The sequence below is a fragment of the Seleniivibrio woodruffii genome, assembly GCF_004339245.1.
In the GTDB taxonomy this organism is placed as follows: domain Bacteria; phylum Chrysiogenota; class Deferribacteres; order Deferribacterales; family Geovibrionaceae; genus Seleniivibrio; species Seleniivibrio woodruffii.
The window spans coordinates 227592-246397 of sequence record NZ_SMGG01000005.1 but is presented as its reverse complement, the minus strand read 5'-3'; the positions used below and the strand labels follow the sequence as shown (position 1 = coordinate 246397).

Here is an 18806-nt window from a genome sequence, read left to right as displayed (position 1 = left end):
AGTACAAATAAGAGAGGTACATTTAAGTGGCTACCAGAATCAGACTTGTAAGACTCGGACGTAAAAAAAGACCCTTCTACAGAATCGTTGTTTGCAACGCACAGGAAAGACGCAACGGTAACTTCATCGAAATTCTCGGTTACTACAACCCTATGCCCGCTGAGGCAGAAGTGAAGATCGATGCTGAAAAGGCTCTCGACTGGCTGAACAAAGGTGCACAGCCCTCAGACACAGTTAAGAACCTTCTGTCCAAACAAGGCATTATAGCTCAGTACGCAGCTTCCAAGTAAGCCGGCTGGGAATGAGGTGAACCATGAAAGAGCTTGTTGAATTCATCGTAAAGTCTCTGGTAGACAAACCCGAGGCAGTGAGCCTGAAAGAGGTTGAGGGCGAAAAGGCCGCAATCCTCGAACTTAGGGTCGACTCTGCAGATCTCGGAAAGGTGATCGGCAAGCAGGGACGCACAGCCAAAGCTATCAGAACAGTGATAAATGCGGCCGGCGTTAAAAACGGAAAGAAAGTCATTCTTGAGATACTGGATTGATTTTCGAAAAGGAGCAGAGGAGATTTAACGATTCCCTGCGGCATGGTTCATGAAGTTTATAAAGATTGGAAAACTTGTTAACACACACGGACTGGACGGGCTCCTGCTGATGCAGGTGACCACTGAGAGTCCGGAAATTCTGGAAGAGATGCAGTATATGATGCTTTCGAAAGAGGGCAAAGTGAAGGCATCTCTGGAAATCGAGTATATGAAGGACTACAAGGGCATGCTCCTCGTAGGCTTCAAAGGGCTGGAGGATGTTGATTCCGCCCTTAAATATAAGGGGATGGACGTTGTTGTCCCCGAAGAGATGCTGCCTCAGCTTGATGACGAGATATACTGGCATGAGCTTGAGGGGTGTCAGGTGTTAGACACGAACGGAGATTTTGTCGGAACCCTTATCGACTACATGGAAGCGGGAGCCTCAGAGGTTTTCCGCATTCAGGGCGAAAAGGAGACATGGCTCATCTCCAACAATAAGGATCACGTTACAGAGATAAACGTGAAAGAGAAAAAACTGGTGATCAACAGAGAGGGTCTGATAAGTGAAGACGTTTAATATCCTTACGATATTTCCGGACATGTTCACTGCTCCCTTCTCTCAGGGTGTTCTGTCCAAGGCTGCGGAGTCCGGCTTCTTTACCGTAAACCCCGTTGATATAAGAAGCTACACCACAGACAAACACAGACTCACGGACGATTATCAGTACGGCGGCGGACAGGGACTTGTGATGAAGCCCGAACCTATAGTCACCGCTGTCAGGGATCTGAAACAAAAGGATGGCGATACCCACGTCATACTCATGGACCCGAGGGGGAAGAAATTCACCCAGAAGGACGCCGAAAGGCTCCGTGAATATGATAGCCTCACATTCATCTGCGGCCGATACGAAGGAGTTGATGAACGGGTAGTCGGTCTTTGTGTGGACGAGTCGCTCTCACTGGGCGATTTTGTACTGACAGGAGGCGAACTGGCCTCGATGGTGATGATAGATTCCATAGCAAGGCTTCTTCCCGGTGTGCTGGGAGACGAAAACTCGCCTCTGGAGGACTCTCACACCTCCGGAATGCTTGAATATCCCCACTACACAAGACCCTATGAATATGAAGGTGTGAAGGTTCCCGAAATCCTTCTGTCGGGACACCACGCAGAGATCGAGAAATGGAGAAGGCAACAATCCATAGAAATCACTGCGAAAAACAGACCTGATTTACTGAAAAATGCGAATTTAAGTGCCGAAGATAAAAAATATCTTGACACCGTCGCATTAAAGAAGAAAATATACGTCGCTCTTTTGCACTATCCGATGAAGGACAAAGAGAAGATCAATGTCGCAACATCCATTACCAACATGGATCTGCACGACATATCCAGAAGCTGTACAACATACGACGTACGCAAGTATTTCGTTGTTACGCCGCTTCAGGCTCAGCGGGGGATCGCTGAGAGGGTCATCAACCACTGGCTTCACGGATACGGCGCAACTTACAATGTCAACCGCAAGGAGGCCTTCGAGCGTACACAGCTCGCAGAGGGACTTCTTGATGTTATAGCAGAGATCGAAAGGCTTGAGGGCGAAAGGCCTGTGGTGATAGCCACCACGGCAAGGGATTCCAGAGCGAACATCGATTTCGAAGAGACGGCGAGGCTCGCCGAACAGAAACCGTGCCTGATAATTTTCGGGACGGGCTGGGGCTTCACCGAAGATGTTTTTAAAATGTCGGACAGGGTGCTTAAACCCATAAAGGGCGTTGGCCAGTTCAACCACCTTTCGGTCAGAAGTGCCGTGGCCATTATAATGGATAGGATACATAGTTTTTAGGAGGCTCATCCATGAAAAATAAACTTATCGCTTCCGTTGAGGCGATGTTTAAAACTGAAAAAGAAATGCCTGCTTTCCGTTCCGGAGATACAGTCAGAGTTTACTTCCGCATTGTTGAAGGAAACAAAGAGCGTATTCAGGCATATGAAGGTCTTGTTATGAAGATCCACAGAAACGCTACCAACTCAACTTTCACCGTTAGAAAGATGGTTGGCGACATAGGCGTGGAAAGAACTTTCCCCTACTGCTCACCCCGTATTGATAAGGTAGAGCTTATCAGAAGCGGTAAAGTACGTCAGGCTAGGCTGTTCTACATGAGAGACCTGCGCGGTAAAGCTGCGAGAATTAAAGAAAGAAGGAAAGGGCTTTAATTTAAAATCCGCTTGACACGTTCACGCAGATTAAATAAATTAAAAAGCTCACATTTTTGACGAGGTTTACAAATGAAAAGCTATTGGGCAAAACCCGACGAAATAGAAAAAAAATGGTACGTTCTGGACGCCAAAGGCAAAGTTCTCGGACGTATGGCTACTGAGATCGCTATGACCCTTATGGGCAAAAAGAAGCCGATCTACACTCCCTCCATCGACACCGGCGACTTCGTTATCGTTATCAACGCTGACAAGTTCGTAGTTACAGGTTCCAAGATGGACGACAAAATGTACTACAGACACTCCGGCCACCTCGGCGGTCTTAAAGAGAGAACTCTTAAAGAACAGCTTGAGAAAAAACCCGAAGATGTAATCAGACTGGCTGTTAAAAACATGCTCCCCAAAACAAGAATGGGCAGAGCTATGATCAGCAAACTGAAAATCTACACCGGCTCAGAGCATCCTCATGCTGCTCAGAACCCCGAAGTTTTTGAGATATAAGGAGACTATTGATGGCTGACTATACATACGGAACTGGCAGAAGAAAAACATCCTGTGCCAGAGTTTTCATCAAACCCGGCAAAGGTCTTGTCACTATCAACGGCAAAGAGCCTGAAGCATATTTTGAGAGACCCACTCTCACAATGATAAGCCTGCAGCCCCTCTCAACAATAGCCGCAGAGGGCAAGTTCGACCTTTACATCACTGTTAAAGGCGGCGGCAAAAGCGGACAGGCTGGTGCTGTTCGTCACGGTCTTGCAAGAGCACTGTGCGAATTCGACGCAGCTAACCGTCCCGCACTTAAAAAGGAAGGTTTCCTTACCAGAGACTCCAGAGCAGTCGAGCGTAAGAAACCCGGTAAACCGAAGGCGAGAAAGTCTTCTCAGTTCTCCAAACGTTAATGTTACAAGGCCTGCTTTCGAGCAGGCCTTTTTTTTTGATCTTTATATACGGCGCATTACGGTGTCAGCTTTTTTTCGGAACAGCTCACGTACCCGTATGTACGCTCGCCGCCCTCTCAAAAAACCTTCCTTGTACTGCTTGTATCTAAAAATCAAAGAGAAAGACACGCACACGTCACTGCGAAGCCCTGCAAGGGCTGCGGCAGTCTCACACATTCATAATGCGGTAACCTTGGAACAACCAATAACATAACATTAAAAAAAGATCAGAGCTGTCCGGCGAGGATGATGACAATGCAGGCAATAAGAGATGCTTTTACGAAAAAGCGGAGGAAACGATCCTGAAAGCCGCTGAAGTAGCGTCTGCCCAGATACCCGCCAGCAAGAGCACCAATTCCTGCCATTATCCCGTATATCAGGACATCGGCTGTGAGTACCCCGAACATAAGATATGCGCTGAGCATTGTAATTCCACGCATAAAGCAGAGGACGAAGAAGCTGCCCTCCTCCTCTCTGGTCATTGAGGTGTTAAGCGCCGTTACTCCGAGATAGCCGGAAATGACAGACCCGAAAAACACCGGAATGCGTCCGAGGCCGTAGAATTTGTGCGAGTAGACTGAGTTGGCGAGATAAAAGAGAAAGAGGAAAACTGCATAAACCCGCAGATCGGAAACGGAGAACAGAAAAACTCCCAGCCCCGCACCGACGATGGTGAAGGGAATGGAGGCTTTCAGAACCACAGGGCAGGCGTTGTTGCCGTATCTCAGCATCTTTTCCGAATCAGAAAGGAGCGAAGCTATTGCGGTTACGGGAGTTATTATTCCCGTCTGGAGAAAAAGAGCAGAGACCGGCAGGAAAATAAGGCCGCCGCTGCCCGCAGACAGAATGCCTGTGAACCATGCGAAAGTGCCTGAAATAATGAGCATAAAATCTTGTATATTTAGCATATTCTTTTGATATCAGAAAATTATGTCAATAGCCACGTTAATAATGAAAAAAACGTTAAGAACGGATTAACCTTGAACTGTTGCCGAATTTAAATCATGGGGTATAATATGACGGGAGGAGAATATGCACTCACCAAGTGAAAAAGCTGAGCGTCTCGTAAAACGTCTGAAACGCAGACCCATTCTGCTTATTGGTTTTCTGGCGATCACAGCTGTAATGGTGAACATTGTCCTGTTCGTTTATATTCAGTATATCGCAGAGGTGCGTTCCACAAAGCACTTTCTGGAAGCACAGCAGAAGATAATATCGTCGGATGTGATAAAATATCTGGACGATGACAATTCTTTCGGAATCTTTACTTTAATAACACGTCTTACCAGTGCTGTGCCCCATCTGGACAATATCGCCGTTTACAATTCTAAAGGTCTTTACATGGCCGACGGCAGGGTTGAGCGGGACACCATCACCCCTGACAGTTCGAATATCGTTTTCCGCATGCCAATTGTCGATGCCGCAGGCGAACACCTCGGCACTATGGAGTTTTTTGTCAGCAGAACGTCCATTGTAGCAGGCATTGTCAAAAATATCAGCGCACTTGCGCTTCTGAACCTGCTCATTATAGTGGCGGGACTTCTGACAGGAGTATATCTCAGCCAGAGGATGACGAAGCCCATAGCGGATTTTTCAAAGCTGCAGGAGGAGAACAAGCAGAAGCACGAGACCAGAATGGAGAACCTGACCTTTGGTCTTGCGCAGGAGCTTGCGGAGCCTATTGAGGAGATAAACCGCCTGACGGACACTCTGGAGCGGCAGGGTGTCAGAAATCAGGAGATAATGTCCATCCGCAGCGAGACCTTTAAGCTGGCGGAGAGGATAGGGGAGTTTGTGGAGTACTCCATGCCTGTAAAGGTTGCTATCTCAGAAATGACCCTTTCGGAGCTTGCTGATTTTATCCGTGCGAAATCCGCCAGATATATCCGCAAAAATCTGATAACCGCCGTACACTGTCCGGAGGATGTCAGCGTCAGTATTGATAAGACAAAATTCGGGAAGATAATAGCCATACTGCAGACCAACTCGCTGGATGCGGGAGCCAAGAACGCTGTGATAACCCTTTCGGTGGTTAAGAAGGGGATAGAAGCGGTTTATGAGGACGACGGCACGGGGTTCGGGGATGCTGATATGGATAAGCTGTTTCTGCCGTATTATACGACCAAGTCCGACGGTTCAGGGCTTGGGCTTGCGGTTTGCGCCGTTCTTGCAGAGGCCATGGGGGCGGAGATATCCGCCTCGAACGGGGACACGGCGGGCGTAAAGTTCCGCATCGTTATCCCCAGCGAGGTAAAAGAGCTGACCTAGGATATCATCCCGACAGCGTTAACTATATTTTCAAAGTCGGACGCCGAAAGGCGTACCGGCTTTTTAAATTCTATTCGGTTGTCGTCCAGACGGTAGCGAAGACCTCTGAATCTGTCACGAAGCAGGCTTTCCACCCGCTCAACCCTGTCCATGCGCTCTTCGTCGATGGGCAGTGTCAGTCGGGTCGCCTTGCATGATTCGTCGTGGAAATCTATGTCCAGCGGTTTCACCTTGTCCAGAGTAAAGGATTTGCCCAGCCCAAGATCACGCAGGGGAGAGATTATCCCCGTCTCCTGCAAAGCTCTGAATCCGGGACGGTTTCTGGGGTCGTCGTCTATATTCGTGCCGTCAAAGATGGTGTCGCCTTTTGCCATCTCCACTATCTTTGCCAGCGTTGCTTTTTTGCAGTGATAGCATCTGTCGGGTGCGTTCTCGTAGAACTGCTCAGGCATGTCAACAACCATGCATACGTGCTTAACTCCGAGCTTTGCGGAAATCTCTTTCGCAGTTTCTATTTCATGCCCGAAAACGTGGCTGCCGGTGCATGTGAAGGCAGTTACCCTGTCTGCGCCGAGATATTCAACAGCCATCATAAGCACCGCCGCACTGTCCGCGCCGCCACTTAAGGCTACGAAAACCTTGTCAAATTTATTAAAATACGTCTCCAATGAATCCTCCTCCGATAACCGAATCATCTTTATAAATACAGGCCACCTGACCGGGCGTGGGAGCAAATTCCGGTCTGTCGAACAGAACTGTGGCGGTCTGCGACGGCTGGATCTCCACCAGACAGCCGACGGGAGCCATACGATAGCGCACCTTCACCTCGGCACGGAATATTCTGTCGTGGTCGGAGGGAAACTCGCATTCCACAAGTTTAACCCCTCTGCCTGTGACGGATTCCTTGTCCGAAAGGATGATATCGCCGCTTCTGGCATCAATTGACTTAACGAACAGCGGCTCGTGATAGCCTATGTCCAGTCCTCTGCGCTGACCCACGGTGTAGTAGATTATGCCTTTATGCTCTTTCAGGCGTTTGCCGTTCAGGATGAACCAGCCCTTTTTAACGGTTTCAGGTGCGATGTGCCTGTCGAGGAAATCGCCGTAGTCCTCGCCCATCAGGAAACAGATGTCCTGACTCTCAGCCTTCTCGGCAACCGAGAGACCAAGCTCCGCCGCTTTTGCCTTAACATCGGTTTTGACCATCCCGCCGAGGGGGAACTCAACAACCTCTATCTGACAGGCCTTCAGCAGCGACAGGTAATAAGACTGGTCCTTGGAGCTGTCTGTCCCCTTTGCAATGCGGAATCCTTCACCGAAGGGAATTTTGCGGGCGTAGTGACCTGTTACTATCTTTTCACAGCAGTTGGATTTCATCTCCCTGAAAAGATAGTTCAGCTTTGCGTTCCTGTTGCACCATGCGCAGGGGTTGGGAGTTTTGCCGAGTTTATATGTTCTTATGAAATAAGAGATAACGTCATCTTTAAAAAACTGTGTGTAGTCGGCCGCATACCATGGGATTCCGAGTTCCTTCGCCGCCTTTTCTCCGTCGGCCAGAGCCTGCTCCTGCCCCTCGAAGAACTTTATAGTGACGCCCTGAACCTCGTATCCCTGTTCCTTCATCATATGTGCCGTGAGGGTGCTGTCGACCCCGCCGCTCATGGCCACTAAAACCTTTGTTTTCAAATGACGCTCCGTGTTTGTGGTATGGAGTAAGATAGTTCACCGGAGCGGTTTTTTCAACAGCGGATATTTGACTTATTCCGTTTTTATAGTATGTTAATAGAATTGTGAGAGGTTATAATGATTAAAGTGGTTTTCTTCGATTTCGGAGGAGTTATTGCGGACGAAGGCTGGGAAAAAGGTTTAACTGAGATAGCCGGAATCCACGGGTTTGATCCCGGAAAATTCTTTGAGGATGCATGCGACGTGCTCTGGAGCACGGGATACATGTACGGCAGGGCGGATGAAGACACCTTCTGGCGTCTGTTCGCCGAGAGATACGAATTTAAAATGACAAGGGATGAAATGCGCAGGGTCATCTTTGACAGGTTCGCCATCCGTCCACAGGTCATTGAGCTTATAAAGAGGGTTAACGAAGCCGGTTTACGGACTGCGATACTGAGCGATCAGGTGAACTGGCTGGACGAGTTCAACGATATGTACGGATTTTTCGGACTGTTCGAAAAGGTGTACAACTCATACCGTCTGGGTATAGGTAAAAAACATCCGGAGATATTCCCCATGGTCTGCGCAGAAATGGGCATTGAGCCTGCGGAGGCTCTGTTTGTTGACGACAACGAGGGACATATCGGCCGTGCGAAGGCATGCGGACTGAATACAGTGCTGTTTAAGGATGCCGCAGATGGCATCAGAGAGATAGAAACGATTATTAGTATCTAAGGAGGACTATGCATGTTCAGACTTGAAAAAGCGACGACAGCGTTTGTGGTTATCGATATTCAGGAGAGGCTGGTCAAAGCTATGGATCCTGATGTACTGAAAAAAGTTACCGACAACACTGCAAGACTCATCAAAGGAGCCAATATTCTGGGGGTCAAGACACTTGTCACTCAGCAGTATACCAAGGGGCTGGGAGCAACCATCCCTGAACTTGCGGAACATCTTAAATGCGAGGCCATTGAAAAGACATCTTTCTCCTGCTGCGGCGAGCTGAGCTTTGTTGATCAGCTTAAAACCTCAGGGATCAAGACCGTAGTCCTTGCCGGAATGGAGACCCACGTCTGCGTTCTCCAGACTGCCATAGACCTTCTTGAGGCCGGATACACCGTTCATGTGGCGGCTGATGCGGTCTGTTCAAGGGCTAAGTTCAACTGGCACACGGGGCTTGGTTTCATGGAGAAGGCGGGAGCCGTCATCACCGTTACCGAGACTGTTCTGTTCCAGCTTGTGGGCGGCGCAGGCAGAGAAGGTTTCAAAGAGATATCAGGGCTTATAAAATAGCCATCAGACAACTCATAAATAAAAAAAGGCGGCTCGTTTGAGCCGCCTTTTGTGTTATTTCTGCCATCCTTCCGGATTGTTTTTGTAGTAGTCTTTGCTCTTTTCGGGGTCGGGTTTCATAGTGTCCTTTCCGGGTGTCCAGCCGGCGGGGCAAACTTCGCCGTGTTTGCGGACGAACTGGAGTGCGTCAAGGTTTCTGAGAATTTCGGTAACGTTTCTGCCGATGCCGAGGTCGTGTACCAGTTCAAACTGAACCTTGCCTTCGGGATCGATTATGAAAGTTGCACGAAGAGCCATTCCGCCGTCAAGCAGAACACCGTAGTCTGTGGAGATTGACTTTGTGAAGTCTGCCACAAGGGGATATGCGATATCGCCAAGGCCGCCTTCTGATCTGGGAGTGTTTACCCATGCAAGGTGGCTGAATTTGCTGTCGGTGGAAACGCCGATTATCTGAGCGTCTCTTTTTGCGAATTCTTCGTTGGCATCAGAGAGAGCTGTTATCTCTGTGGGGCAAACGAATGTGAAGTCCAGAGGATAGAAGAAAAGAACTACCCATTTTCCTTTGTAGTCTTCCAGGCTAACGTTTTTGAACTGTTTGTTGAGGACTGCTGCCTCGGAGAAAGCGGGTGCTTGTTTTGTTACCAGGCTCATATTGAATTACCTCCGTTAAATTTGAGTTACAGATAATTTTTATTATTTGTATTCTTTTTTTCCGGAGTTGTCAATAGTAAAAATGAGATTAAAATTGTCTCTTTAATGTCAGATAATTATAACTCTTTCTTATATGATGTTATCTCCTCTTCGGAGAAAAAGAACAGAAATCTGTTGAGAGATGAACGTTTTAAGATTTTTCCGTCCGGCAATATACGGTATACGCTCTGCATTGAAACGTCAAAACTGTCTCTGAATCGGCTCATCAGCCATGACTTAAGCACTATGGAATCCCCCGCACGGGAAACAGAGCAACTGCGGACAGAGTCGATATCCACACATGCATATCCGGTCTGGTCTGCGGATTTTGTTATTCTGTAGGTAAACCTGCGCTGTGTACCTGTGTTGTCTTCAAGGGTTTCCTGCATGTATATTGTGCCGTTTTCGCTGTATGCTTTCAGGGTCGCATTGAAGGTGCTTTTAGTATTTCCGAACATGTCCACCCGCATTCCTTCGCCTTTGTAAACACCGCTGAAGGCATCTTCGGGCGTAGCCATTACGCCTGCCTGCATGGTTCTGCGGGCGTCGATGGTGCTGAAACAGCCGGAAAAAAGGAACGCAGTGAGAATGAGCATTAAATATTTATTCATGTGAAAATTATAGCCTGTGGAACACGGAAGTCAAATTAAAAGATTGACGGTTTTTTCTTGGAGTTCCTTACATCCTTCAGGTGGTTTTCCCAGACTATCTTATTGATGATGTTCTCGTTGCGCAGAGAGAGGTTTGAGAATTTAACCCCTGCGATGCTGTCTGTTGCCCAGACTACAACGCCCTCCATTGGCTGCAGCTCTATTTCGGTGCTCATGAAATATGCGCTGTCGCACCGAAGGCACATGGAGTGGGTGAGGCTGTTTTTTGTGCGCATTTCAACAATATCACCGACCTGAAGAACGTTCTTCTGACCGAAACATATACCGCCTGCACTGATATCCAGAGATTTTGTGCGGAAACATATCTTTTCGGTCTCGGCCTCAGGGGTGTCGGGTCTTCTTACGTTGGTTACACAAAAATCAAGTTCGACACGAACTCTTATGTGTTCGCGTCTGTTAACTACTTTATTTGGTAGGTGGCTCATGTTGTCCCTCTGAAACTATCATCGTCATTTCTGATGATAAATCAAGGGAAAAATTACATGAAAAATGCTATCATATATAAACTTTTTTAATATAGTCAGAAATTATCTGTTTATGGTCGAATGCTAAATTGTCCGGCAGAGAATCCAGAGGAAAAAAAGCCGCATTCTTCGCATCGTCCCCTGCTTTTGGTTCCTGTTCTGTATCGGTAAAATAGACAGCTGTGGCTGTGTGGCCTCTTTTGTCCCTTTTCGGATCGGAGTATATGCCCAAAAGCTCGATACTGTCCGTTTTTATCCCTGTTTCCTCAAAAAGCTCACGGACAGCGGCATCCTCGACCTTTTCACCGTAGTCCACAAATCCGCCGGGAATAGCCCAGCCGAAGGGTTCGTTCATCCTTTCTATCAGAAGAATGGAGTTGCCCTTTCTGGCGATAACGTCTGCTGTGAGTTTCGGTGTGTAGAGGTAGTGTCCGCCGTATTTGAACTGAACGGTTCTGAAAACCGTTTCGCAGTAGGGGGCAGAGAGTCCGTGCTTCTCAAGAGTACGGATAACGGGTCCCAGAATGCCGTCTATTTCGGGGTTCTTGAGTTTTTCTATGTCCTGAAGCATGCTCGTTTTGTATTTTTCAAGCTGTTCACGGTATTTTATTTTGTCACGCCATTCCTCTTCGGGAATGGTTACACCCTCAAGTTTTGCGGCGGCCACAGTTTCCCGCACCATCTTCTCTATAAGCTCGAAGATGAGGGGAGTTTTCATCATAGGCCCGCAGGTGCTCTCAAGGAGTGCTGAAAGGGGGTTATAGGCCACATTCCATACCAGTTTGCTCCACAGGGTATATTTTATATCATCAGAGACAGTTGAAAATATCTCGCTTCTGTCAAAAATTTCCTTTAAAGGCTGTTCGAATTTCTGAGCTTTTTTATTCCAGCCGCCGAAAACGCATTCACCCGTGCTGGTATGGTTGACAGTGCCTGCCGGGTCGATCCAGAGCCCCACAAAAAGGCTCGCACCCAGAGTGCGGTCTGCGCCGAAGTGCTTTGCCACAACGTCGGGATTTTCCACTCCGTTCTGAAATGAGAGTATGCACCCGTCCTCCGCCAGATGGTCTTTCAGCTGAACACAGGCCGTATCGGTATCCTGAGATTTAACACAAAGAATTATCACTCCGTATCTGCCGGAGGGTTCGGAAACGGCTTTCACCGGAATAACCGGTTCACCGTATTTCCAGCTTTTAATGGTGAGAACTCCGCTCTCCTGCATGACTCTGAGGTGCTTTCCTCTGGCCATAAGTTCCACATCGTATCCCGCACGGGACATAAGTCCGCCGTAAAAACTGCCTATAGCTCCTGCGCCCGCAATAAGTATCCGCTTATTTGAAAACAATTTCCTTCTCCATCATTTTAGCTTTCAGATTCTTCCGTTTTCCGAGCCTGCTTCCCAGAAGCAGATCACTCAGCGGATCCTCAATGAGGGACTGGAGAATGCGTCTGATGGGGCGTGCGCCGTATGTGAAGTCGTAGTCGGAGTTTAAGATATGCTCCTTGACCTCGTCGTCTATGGTTATGGACTTGCCTATATCGGCAAGCCGTCTGTTCAGCTCGTCCACTTGCAGGTCGATGATCCGGTAAAGCTCCTCTTTTCCTAGAGGTTTGAACACTATCAGTTTGTCCACCCTGTTTATGAACTCCGGCGGGAACTGGTCTTTCAGCTCACGGTTTGCGTTGGAGCTGAATGTGCCGTAGTCTATTGAGTTGGGCTTTTCGGCAGTTTCAAATCCCATGGCCTTTCTGGTGAGGGTATGTTTTGTGCCGAGGTTCGATGTCATTATCACTATTGTGTTCTTGAAGTTCACCTTGTGCCCCAGACTGTCGGAGATGTGTCCGTCGTCCAGTATCTGAAGCAGAATATTCAGCACTTCGGGGTGAGCTTTTTCTATCTCGTCAAACAGCACAACGCTGTAAGGTTTTCTGCGTACCAGTTCTGTAAGTTTTCCGCCCTCTTCATAGCCTACGTAGCCGGGGGGCGCACCGATAAGTTTGGATGCGTTGAACCGTTCCATGTATTCCGTCATGTCGATACGGATGAGTGACGATTCCGAACCGAAAACCAGTTCGGCCAGTTTTTTGGCAACTTCTGTTTTGCCCACTCCTGTGGGACCCATGAAGATGAAGGAGCCAAGGGGTCTGTTGGGGTTCGAAAGCCCTGCGAAACTCCGCTTGACTGCTTTTGCCAGAGCGTCCACCGCTTCGTCCTGTCCTATGACATGTTTCTTTATCTCTTTGTCGATGCCGACTATTCTTGCCATGTCGTCGAGCTGTAGCTTCTGGACGGGTATTCCCGTCATATGGGCAACAACTTCGCTTATATGGTCAACATGGAGTGTCGGCCAGTTGTCCTCAAGCTCCTGCTGCCATGTCTTTTCAGATTCGGCAACCTTTTTGGCTAAACGCTCCACATCCTTTGAAAACTTCTGTATGTCGTCGTAGTCGGCAATCCTGAGTTTTTCATCCCTCGCCGCTTTTGCCTCGTTCAGCTTCTGTCTGAGCTTAAGCAGTGCTTCGGGGGTCTGGCGGACTGCCAGTTTCAGCCTTGAACAGGCCTCGTCCAGAACGTCGATGCTCTTGTCCGGCTGGAACTTGTCGGTGATGTATCTGTCGGTGAGTTTTGCGATCTCTTCCAGAACATCGTGACCTATGAGCACCTTGTGGAAGTCCTCGTAGTAGCGTTTGATGCCTTCCAGAATCTCCACCGTTGCGGGAACAGATGGCTGTTCCACAGGGATCGTCTGGAAGCGTCTGTTCAGGGCTCCGTCCTTTTCAAAATTCTTGCGGAACTCGTTCAGGGTTGTTGCACCGATACACTGGAAAACACCCCTTGCGAGGGCGGGCTTAAGCATGTTCGATGCGTCGATGGAGCCTTCCGCCGCACCTGCGCCGACCATGGTGTGTATTTCGTCTATGAAGATTATGATATTGCCGTCGGTCTCAATCTCTTTTATGAGGTTTTTCATCCGCTCTTCAAACTGGCCACGATATTTAGTTCCGGCAACAACGTTGCCCAGTTCCAGCGAGATGAGTCTTTTGTTTTTCAGGAAATCGGGGATATCCTCGGCTATCATGCGCAGAGCAAGACCTTCAACTATAGCTGTTTTGCCCACGCCCGGTTCGCCGATTATCACTGCATTGTTCTTTATTCTGCGGCCGAGTATCTGAACAAGCCTTTCGATCTCTTTTCCCCTGCCGATGACAGGATCCAGTTTGCCCTCTCTGGCCTGAGCAGTCATGTCTCTGCCGAACTCGTCAATGGTGGGTGTTGCGGCCTGTCCCTGCTTTTTGCTGTAGGTGCGGATAAGTCCCGCTATCTCGTCACGCAGGGGCAGAAGCTCGAAGCCCAGCTTTGAAAGGAGCATCGAGGCTTTGCCCTTCTTCTCTTTCAGAAGCCCCAGAAGGATGTGCTCGGTGTTGACGTATTTGGTGTTGAGGATCTTCGCCTCGTCCACCGCATAGTCCAGAACGTTCTTGCCCGACGGGCTGAAAGGCAGACTGCCTTTTATCATCAGGTTATGTCCCTTTTCGCTGACGCTTTTAACATCGTTCATCAGCATGGTCACGTCGATACCCCGCTTGGTGAATATCTCCGCTGCGATGCCCGAACGCTCCCTGAGCAGACCCATAAGAATATGCTCTGTGTCGATGGACGACTGCATCAGTCTTTCCGATGCTTCCCTTGCGAAAAGAATTACCCGTCTTGCACGGTCAGTAAATAGTTCAAACATATATTTCAACCTTGGTTTATAATCTTTTAATTATCCGTGACTTGGTGACGTACGGATTTTGAGTGGCATACATTTATTATATTCTGAGGGACGGGTTTATCAAGGTGAATCTTGAAAAACATGAATATATTCATGCTTATTGCTCTGCGGAAAAAATTGAGTTGACATGCCGCCCCGTAAACACAATAATACTTAAAATAGCTCATATCCGGAGTGATTTATGAACCAGAAAAACCTTTTTGCCGTAACACTTATCGCCGCCGACCGACCCGGAATAGTTGCTGCGGTGTCAAAGATTTTCTATGAGAACAGTTTCAACATAGAGGACTCCAGCTCAACCCTGCTTCAGGGCTTCTTCTCTGCGATATTCATTGTAAGCAAAGAGGGAGTGGACACTGAGGCTGTTAAAAAAATGTTCTCGCATCTGGAAAAAACCATGAACATAGATATAAACGTTCAGGAAATGAGCGAGGCCGGAATAAAACCCATCGGCGAGCATTACATCATTTCGGTCTATGGTTCGGACAAGCCCGGAATAGTGAACCGTGTGGCTGAGTATCTGGCCAACAGGGAAATAAATATTTTAGACCTGCAGACAAAGGTTGCAGGTTCGGAAAAAAGCCCTATATATCTTATGGTGCTTGAGGTCATCATCGATCCCAAAATGATGGGAACCGGATGGGAAGACGACCTGAAAAAAATATCAAGAGATATGGGCACAGACGTTAATATCAGACAGATTGAAACATACGAGTTTTAATATATGGCAATCAGAGAAGTTTTGAAATACCCCGATCCCCGTCTTAAAGAGATGGCGGAAGATGTTGAAGTAATTGATGATTATATAAAACAGGTTATCACAGACCTGACCGACACAATGGAGGCCTCCGGCCACTCCACAGGTATCGCCGCAACCCAGATAGGCGAGAACGTCCGTATCGTTCTGGCGGACGCATCAAAGAACCCGAAATGCGAAAAGAACCACGGAAGGCTTGTTCTCATAAATCCGGAGATAATCCAGTGGGAGGGCATGATACAGTTCCGTGAGGGCTGTATGAGCGTGCCGGACTACACCGGAAACGTGAATAGGGCAAAAAAGATTCTCCTGCGCTATCAGGACGAGAATCTTGAGCAGAAGGTTATCGAGGCGGAAGATTTCGAAGCTGTTCTTCTTCAGCACGAAACCGACCATCTTGAGGGTACTCTGTTTCTTGACAGGGTCATATCCAAACGTACCGACCTGTTCCGCAGAAAGAAATTCAAATAGGCTCACTGCCTGACAAATCCTGCGGAAACGACCCTTTCGGAATCGTTTACGGCTAATCTTTCCGCAGGCTTCCCGCCGTTGACACAGAAAAGCACCAGAAACCCCAGAAAAATAGTAAGTGCGATGTGAATTGCATATTTGTCCATTTCGTCCTCCTTTTATTGTAATATACAGGGGTATGGCGACAGTTTCTGTCGTTGCAAAAAAGAGAAATGAGATTTTTCACTCCGCTTTCAGCGTTTTTGAGAATGACAATTATGCTTCACTGCGTTCGCAGAGACGAAAAGATTGTCACTCTGAGCTTTGCGAAGAGTCTCGTGTCATCGTAAGACTGAGATCCTTCGTTTCGCTCAGGATGACGGCTTTGTATAATTTCGATGCGCCAATAATTGTCGTTATGGTATAATGCATTTATGAATAAACTCTATGTAGCACTCAACCTGATAAGACTTCTGAACGAAAACCGCACCGTGACCTCCGCTCTGGTGGCAGAGGACATGGGGATAAGCCTGCGCACCGCCCAGAGATATCTTCTGGAGATGAGCAGTCTGCCGGGCGTCTGCTATGACGATTCACGCCACTGCTGGTATATGGCTGAAAAATACGGCCTGTCGGAGAGTTATCTGAAACAGGACGAACTGGCTGTGCTGTCCGGACTTTTCGACTATGCGGAGAACATTCTGAACAATGAGTTCTCGGGCACCCTCCGCAGGATAAAAAAGAAGGTCATTTCCGCATCAAACAGGGAAAGGGTGGTTCGGTTTCTCAAGCAGGATTCCATAGAGTTTGAGAAGATAGCGGACATATTCGCCGAACTTGAAACATTTATAATGAACAGGCAGGAAATATCATTTCTGTACAGCAAGAACGGCAAGAGCTACATCATAAAGCCGTATAGAATAATTTACGGCGACGGTTTCTGGTATCTGGCAGGGGACAAGAACGGAGAGATACGCAAATTCAGCCTTGATCTGATAGAAAACCTGAAGGCAACGGGAAGTATATTCGACGGAGTGCCTGAGGGGCTCGATGCTGAGATAGACGAGGCCAAGAGCATGTTCTTCGACGCAGGCAAAAAGATAAAGGTTGAGTGCATTCTGGCTCACCCCATGGCAGATTTTCTGCGGCGGAAGCGGTTTTTTCCACATCAGCAGATTCTGGAAGAGTACGAGAATCTTAGCGTCAGGTTCAGCTTTCAGGCAGGTTCGCCTTTGGAGTGCGTTAAGCTTTGTCTGGAATGGCTTCCCCACATCCGCATCCTGTCGCCTCACATAGTCAGGGACTATTTCGCAGACATACTCAGGGAGTCTCTGGAGGTCAACGGCGGGTGATTATGGGTTGACTTGAGTGGTGCACGGGGCTAGTATATACACCTGTTTAATCTTTTACATCACAGAGTTAACAAATGACGGTTATTCTCCTTCTCCTTGTGGGTTTTTTTTCAGGGATCATCGGCGCTATGCTTGGCATAGGCGGCGGTTCCATAATTGTTCCCGTTCTTGTTCTTTTCTTTGATATTCCCATGCACTATGCGGTTGCGGCGGGGCTTATGACCATAGTTTCCACCAGCACTTCCGTTGTGCCTGTAAATATCGTCAAAGGGTTTGTTAATCTCCGTTTCAGCCTTTTTCTTGAAATGCTTACAGTTCTTGCGGCGTTCATAGGCGGAATGGCGGGTAACCACACCCCCGAACACGTTCTTGAGATTTCCTTCGGCGTGATGCTGTTCATGATAGCGATGCTTTATGTGCGTGAAAGCCTTAAAAAATCCGATGCTATAACCTATGAAACGTCCGTTTCCAACCGGTTCTCCGACAGCTATTTCGATGCGGAACGGGGCGAAGAGGTGAAGTATACCCCTGTTAAGCTCAAAATAGTTGCGGCAGTTTCCGCATTTGCGGGGTTTGCCTCCGGTGCGCTTGGCATAGGCGGCGGGGTTATCAAGGTTCCGGTGATGAATCTGGTGTCCAGAATACCCATAAAGGTGTCCATCGGCACCAGCAACTATATGATAGGCCTGACAGCTGCCGCAGGAAGCATACCTTATATAATCTACGGAACTTCCTCGCCTGTAACCTCAATCACGATGGTTCTCGGGGTTATCTTCGGTTCAAGATTCGGTGCATCGAAATTTCAGAAGATCACTGACAAAAGGCTTAGGATAATGTTTGCCGCCGTGCTGTCGGTGATAGCCGTTCAGATGTTCTACAAGGGGATACAATGACGGACAGAGTGCTTAAAGAGAGGATCGCAAAGCTGTATACCATGACAACCAAGGCCGGAATAGTTCTGGCTGTGGGGGTTATTCTGCTGTCGCTTTTCGGCGGAAGTGTTTTTAGATCTGACACCGGTCTCGACTATTATGCGGCAATGGCAACCGCCTTCATGTTCATAGCTACGCCTTTCGCAGGTGTTCTGCTGGCTTTTTTCCACTATCTGAGCGAGAAGAACAGACCTATGGTGCTGTTCAGTCTGGCGATAATCCTCGTTCTGGTCATAAGCGTAATCTTTAAACTCGGCTGATTTTTTTATTTATTTTATACCGACAGAAAAAACTATTGAAATATTACTAATTAGTAATATATTTCTCTCCATAGGAGAAAAATATGAAAAGAAAACACTCTTACGGAATACGGGCCGACATGGCCATGAGAACGTGGATTGAGATTGTCAGGGCGTTTTCTGCCGTGCGTGCCAGAGAGAACGCATTTGTAGAGGTGAACGGTCTGACGATTCAGCAGTTCGGAGTTCTGGAAGCCCTGTATCACATGGGCGAACTGACTGTGGGCGAGCTGACAAAGCTGGTGATCAGCACCCCCGGAAACATGACAGTTGTTCTGAAAAATCTTAAACAGAAAGAACTTATAGAAACTGTCCGCCGAGATGACGACAAACGGGTGACTGTTGCCTCCATAACTCAGAAGGGCAGGGCGCTGATAGCGGATATCTTCCCCACCCATGCGCTGAACATGGAGGGATATTTCGAATGCCTGACTGAGGAGGAGCAGGATAGTCTGGCGGTTATCCTGAGAAAACTCAGAAAGGCCAACATAAAACAGGCCTGAT

At 48.0% G+C, this 18806-nt stretch carries 25 protein-coding genes; 16 read left to right on the top strand and 9 right to left on the bottom strand.

Features of this window, described 5'->3' with window-relative positions; genetic code table 11:
• The first annotated feature begins 26 nt into the window (after positions 1-26).
• The 7 genes from rpsP (at position 27) to rpsI (ending at position 3640) form a co-directional block, all read left to right on the top strand.
• The gene (gene rpsP / locus C8D98_RS10745; protein ID WP_132874149.1) at positions 27-290 is read left to right on the top strand and encodes a 30S ribosomal protein S16; all 264 of its coding nucleotides are present in this window, start codon (positions 27-29) and stop codon (positions 288-290) included.
• Between the two features lie 23 nt (positions 291-313).
• The gene (locus C8D98_RS10740) at positions 314-544 is read left to right on the top strand and encodes a KH domain-containing protein (protein ID WP_132874148.1); all 231 of its coding nucleotides are present in this window, start codon (positions 314-316) and stop codon (positions 542-544) included.
• Between the two features lie 49 nt (positions 545-593).
• Positions 594-1103 (top strand): ribosome maturation factor RimM, encoded by a 510-nt coding sequence (gene rimM / locus C8D98_RS10735; RefSeq protein WP_132874147.1) that lies wholly within the window; start codon positions 594-596, stop codon positions 1101-1103.
• Positions 1090-2367: a tRNA (guanosine(37)-N1)-methyltransferase TrmD gene (trmD, locus tag C8D98_RS10730; RefSeq protein ID WP_132874146.1), complete on the top strand. Its 1278-nt coding sequence runs from the start codon at positions 1090-1092 to the stop codon at positions 2365-2367. The genes rimM and trmD overlap by 14 nt, the downstream gene beginning before the upstream one ends.
• Before the next feature lie 11 nt (positions 2368-2378).
• Positions 2379-2738, top strand: coding sequence for a 50S ribosomal protein L19 (rplS, locus tag C8D98_RS10725; protein ID WP_132874145.1), 360 nt, complete (start codon positions 2379-2381; stop codon positions 2736-2738).
• Positions 2739-2810: 72 nt separating this feature from the next.
• Positions 2811-3239, top strand: coding sequence for a 50S ribosomal protein L13 (rplM, locus tag C8D98_RS10720; RefSeq protein ID WP_132874144.1), 429 nt, complete (start codon positions 2811-2813; stop codon positions 3237-3239).
• A gap of 11 nt (positions 3240-3250) precedes the next feature.
• Positions 3251-3640: a 30S ribosomal protein S9 gene (rpsI, locus tag C8D98_RS10715; protein WP_132874143.1), complete on the top strand. Its 390-nt coding sequence runs from the start codon at positions 3251-3253 to the stop codon at positions 3638-3640.
• 266 nt (positions 3641-3906) lie between these two features.
• Here the strand turns inward: rpsI and C8D98_RS10710 are convergent, their stop codons facing one another.
• A complete protein-coding gene (locus C8D98_RS10710; protein WP_165871289.1) occupies positions 3907-4566 on the bottom strand; it encodes a hypothetical protein in 660 nt (219 codons plus the stop codon).
• 145 nt (positions 4567-4711) lie between these two features.
• Here C8D98_RS10710 and C8D98_RS10705 point away from each other — a divergent pair, with 145 nt between their 5' ends.
• Positions 4712-5947, top strand: a complete 1236-nt coding sequence (locus C8D98_RS10705) for a sensor histidine kinase (protein ID WP_132874141.1) — start codon at positions 4712-4714, stop codon at positions 5945-5947.
• Here C8D98_RS10705 and C8D98_RS10700 read toward each other — a convergent pair.
• The gene (locus C8D98_RS10700; protein WP_165871288.1) at positions 5944-6615 is read right to left on the bottom strand and encodes an asparagine synthase-related protein; all 672 of its coding nucleotides are present in this window, start codon (positions 6613-6615) and stop codon (positions 5944-5946) included. The genes C8D98_RS10705 and C8D98_RS10700 overlap by 4 nt on opposite strands.
• Positions 6599-7633 carry a tRNA 2-thiouridine(34) synthase MnmA gene (mnmA, locus tag C8D98_RS10695; protein ID WP_132874139.1) on the bottom strand — a complete coding sequence of 345 codons (1035 nt, stop codon included), beginning with the start codon at positions 7631-7633 and terminating at the stop codon, positions 6599-6601. The genes C8D98_RS10700 and mnmA overlap by 17 nt, the downstream gene beginning before the upstream one ends.
• 117 nt (positions 7634-7750) lie before the next feature.
• On the opposite strand from mnmA, the gene C8D98_RS10690 reads away from it, so the two are divergent.
• Both C8D98_RS10690 and C8D98_RS10685 read left to right on the top strand, forming a co-directional pair.
• Complete coding sequence (locus tag C8D98_RS10690; RefSeq protein WP_132874138.1) at positions 7751-8350, top strand: HAD family hydrolase; 600 nt, start codon at positions 7751-7753, stop codon at positions 8348-8350.
• A gap of 12 nt (positions 8351-8362) precedes the next feature.
• Positions 8363-8911, top strand: a complete 549-nt coding sequence (locus tag C8D98_RS10685; protein WP_132874137.1) for a hydrolase — start codon at positions 8363-8365, stop codon at positions 8909-8911.
• Positions 8912-8965: 54 nt separating this feature from the next.
• On the opposite strand, the gene C8D98_RS10680 is transcribed toward C8D98_RS10685, so the two are convergent.
• From C8D98_RS10680 to C8D98_RS10660, 5 genes are all read right to left on the bottom strand, one after another.
• Positions 8966-9562, bottom strand: a complete 597-nt coding sequence (locus C8D98_RS10680) for a peroxiredoxin (RefSeq protein ID WP_132874136.1) — start codon at positions 9560-9562, stop codon at positions 8966-8968.
• Between the two features lie 116 nt (positions 9563-9678).
• Entirely contained in the window at positions 9679-10212 is a 534-nt protein-coding gene (locus C8D98_RS10675) for a DUF3833 family protein (protein WP_132874135.1), read from the bottom strand.
• A gap of 35 nt (positions 10213-10247) precedes the next feature.
• Positions 10248-10697, bottom strand: a complete 450-nt coding sequence (locus C8D98_RS10670) for a PilZ domain-containing protein (RefSeq protein ID WP_132874134.1) — start codon at positions 10695-10697, stop codon at positions 10248-10250.
• A 70-nt stretch (positions 10698-10767) separates the two neighbouring features.
• Positions 10768-12081: a 2-dehydropantoate 2-reductase gene (locus tag C8D98_RS14005; protein ID WP_132874133.1), complete on the bottom strand. Its 1314-nt coding sequence runs from the start codon at positions 12079-12081 to the stop codon at positions 10768-10770.
• On the bottom strand, positions 12068-14473 hold the full coding sequence (locus tag C8D98_RS10660; RefSeq protein WP_132874132.1) for an ATP-dependent Clp protease ATP-binding subunit: 2406 nt from the start codon (positions 14471-14473) through the stop codon (positions 12068-12070). Before C8D98_RS10660 ends, C8D98_RS14005 begins: the two co-directional genes overlap by 14 nt.
• Positions 14474-14693: 220 nt before the next feature.
• Here C8D98_RS10660 and C8D98_RS10655 point away from each other — a divergent pair, with 220 nt between their 5' ends.
• Positions 14694-15233 carry a glycine cleavage system transcriptional repressor gene (locus tag C8D98_RS10655; RefSeq protein WP_132874131.1) on the top strand — a complete coding sequence of 180 codons (540 nt, stop codon included), beginning with the start codon at positions 14694-14696 and terminating at the stop codon, positions 15231-15233.
• A 3-nt stretch (positions 15234-15236) separates the two neighbouring features.
• Positions 15237-15740 (top strand): peptide deformylase, encoded by a 504-nt coding sequence (gene def / locus C8D98_RS10650; protein ID WP_132874130.1) that lies wholly within the window; start codon positions 15237-15239, stop codon positions 15738-15740.
• A gap of 2 nt (positions 15741-15742) precedes the next feature.
• Here def and C8D98_RS13760 read toward each other — a convergent pair whose 3' ends face one another.
• Positions 15743-15886, bottom strand: coding sequence for a hypothetical protein (locus C8D98_RS13760; RefSeq protein WP_165871287.1), 144 nt, complete (start codon positions 15884-15886; stop codon positions 15743-15745).
• Positions 15887-16153: 267 nt separating this feature from the next.
• On the opposite strand from C8D98_RS13760, the gene C8D98_RS10645 reads away from it, so the two are divergent.
• The 4 genes from C8D98_RS10645 (at position 16154) to C8D98_RS10630 (ending at position 18805) form a co-directional block, all read left to right on the top strand.
• Entirely contained in the window at positions 16154-17071 is a 918-nt protein-coding gene (locus C8D98_RS10645) for a helix-turn-helix transcriptional regulator (RefSeq protein ID WP_132874129.1), read from the top strand.
• A gap of 74 nt (positions 17072-17145) precedes the next feature.
• On the top strand, positions 17146-17964 hold the full coding sequence (locus C8D98_RS10640) for a sulfite exporter TauE/SafE family protein (RefSeq protein ID WP_132874128.1): 819 nt from the start codon (positions 17146-17148) through the stop codon (positions 17962-17964).
• Positions 17961-18263: a hypothetical protein gene (locus C8D98_RS10635; protein WP_132874127.1), complete on the top strand. Its 303-nt coding sequence runs from the start codon at positions 17961-17963 to the stop codon at positions 18261-18263. The genes C8D98_RS10640 and C8D98_RS10635 overlap by 4 nt, the downstream gene beginning before the upstream one ends.
• 83 nt (positions 18264-18346) lie before the next feature.
• The gene (locus C8D98_RS10630) at positions 18347-18805 is read left to right on the top strand and encodes a MarR family winged helix-turn-helix transcriptional regulator (protein WP_132874126.1); all 459 of its coding nucleotides are present in this window, start codon (positions 18347-18349) and stop codon (positions 18803-18805) included.
• Position 18806: the final 1 nt, after the last annotated feature.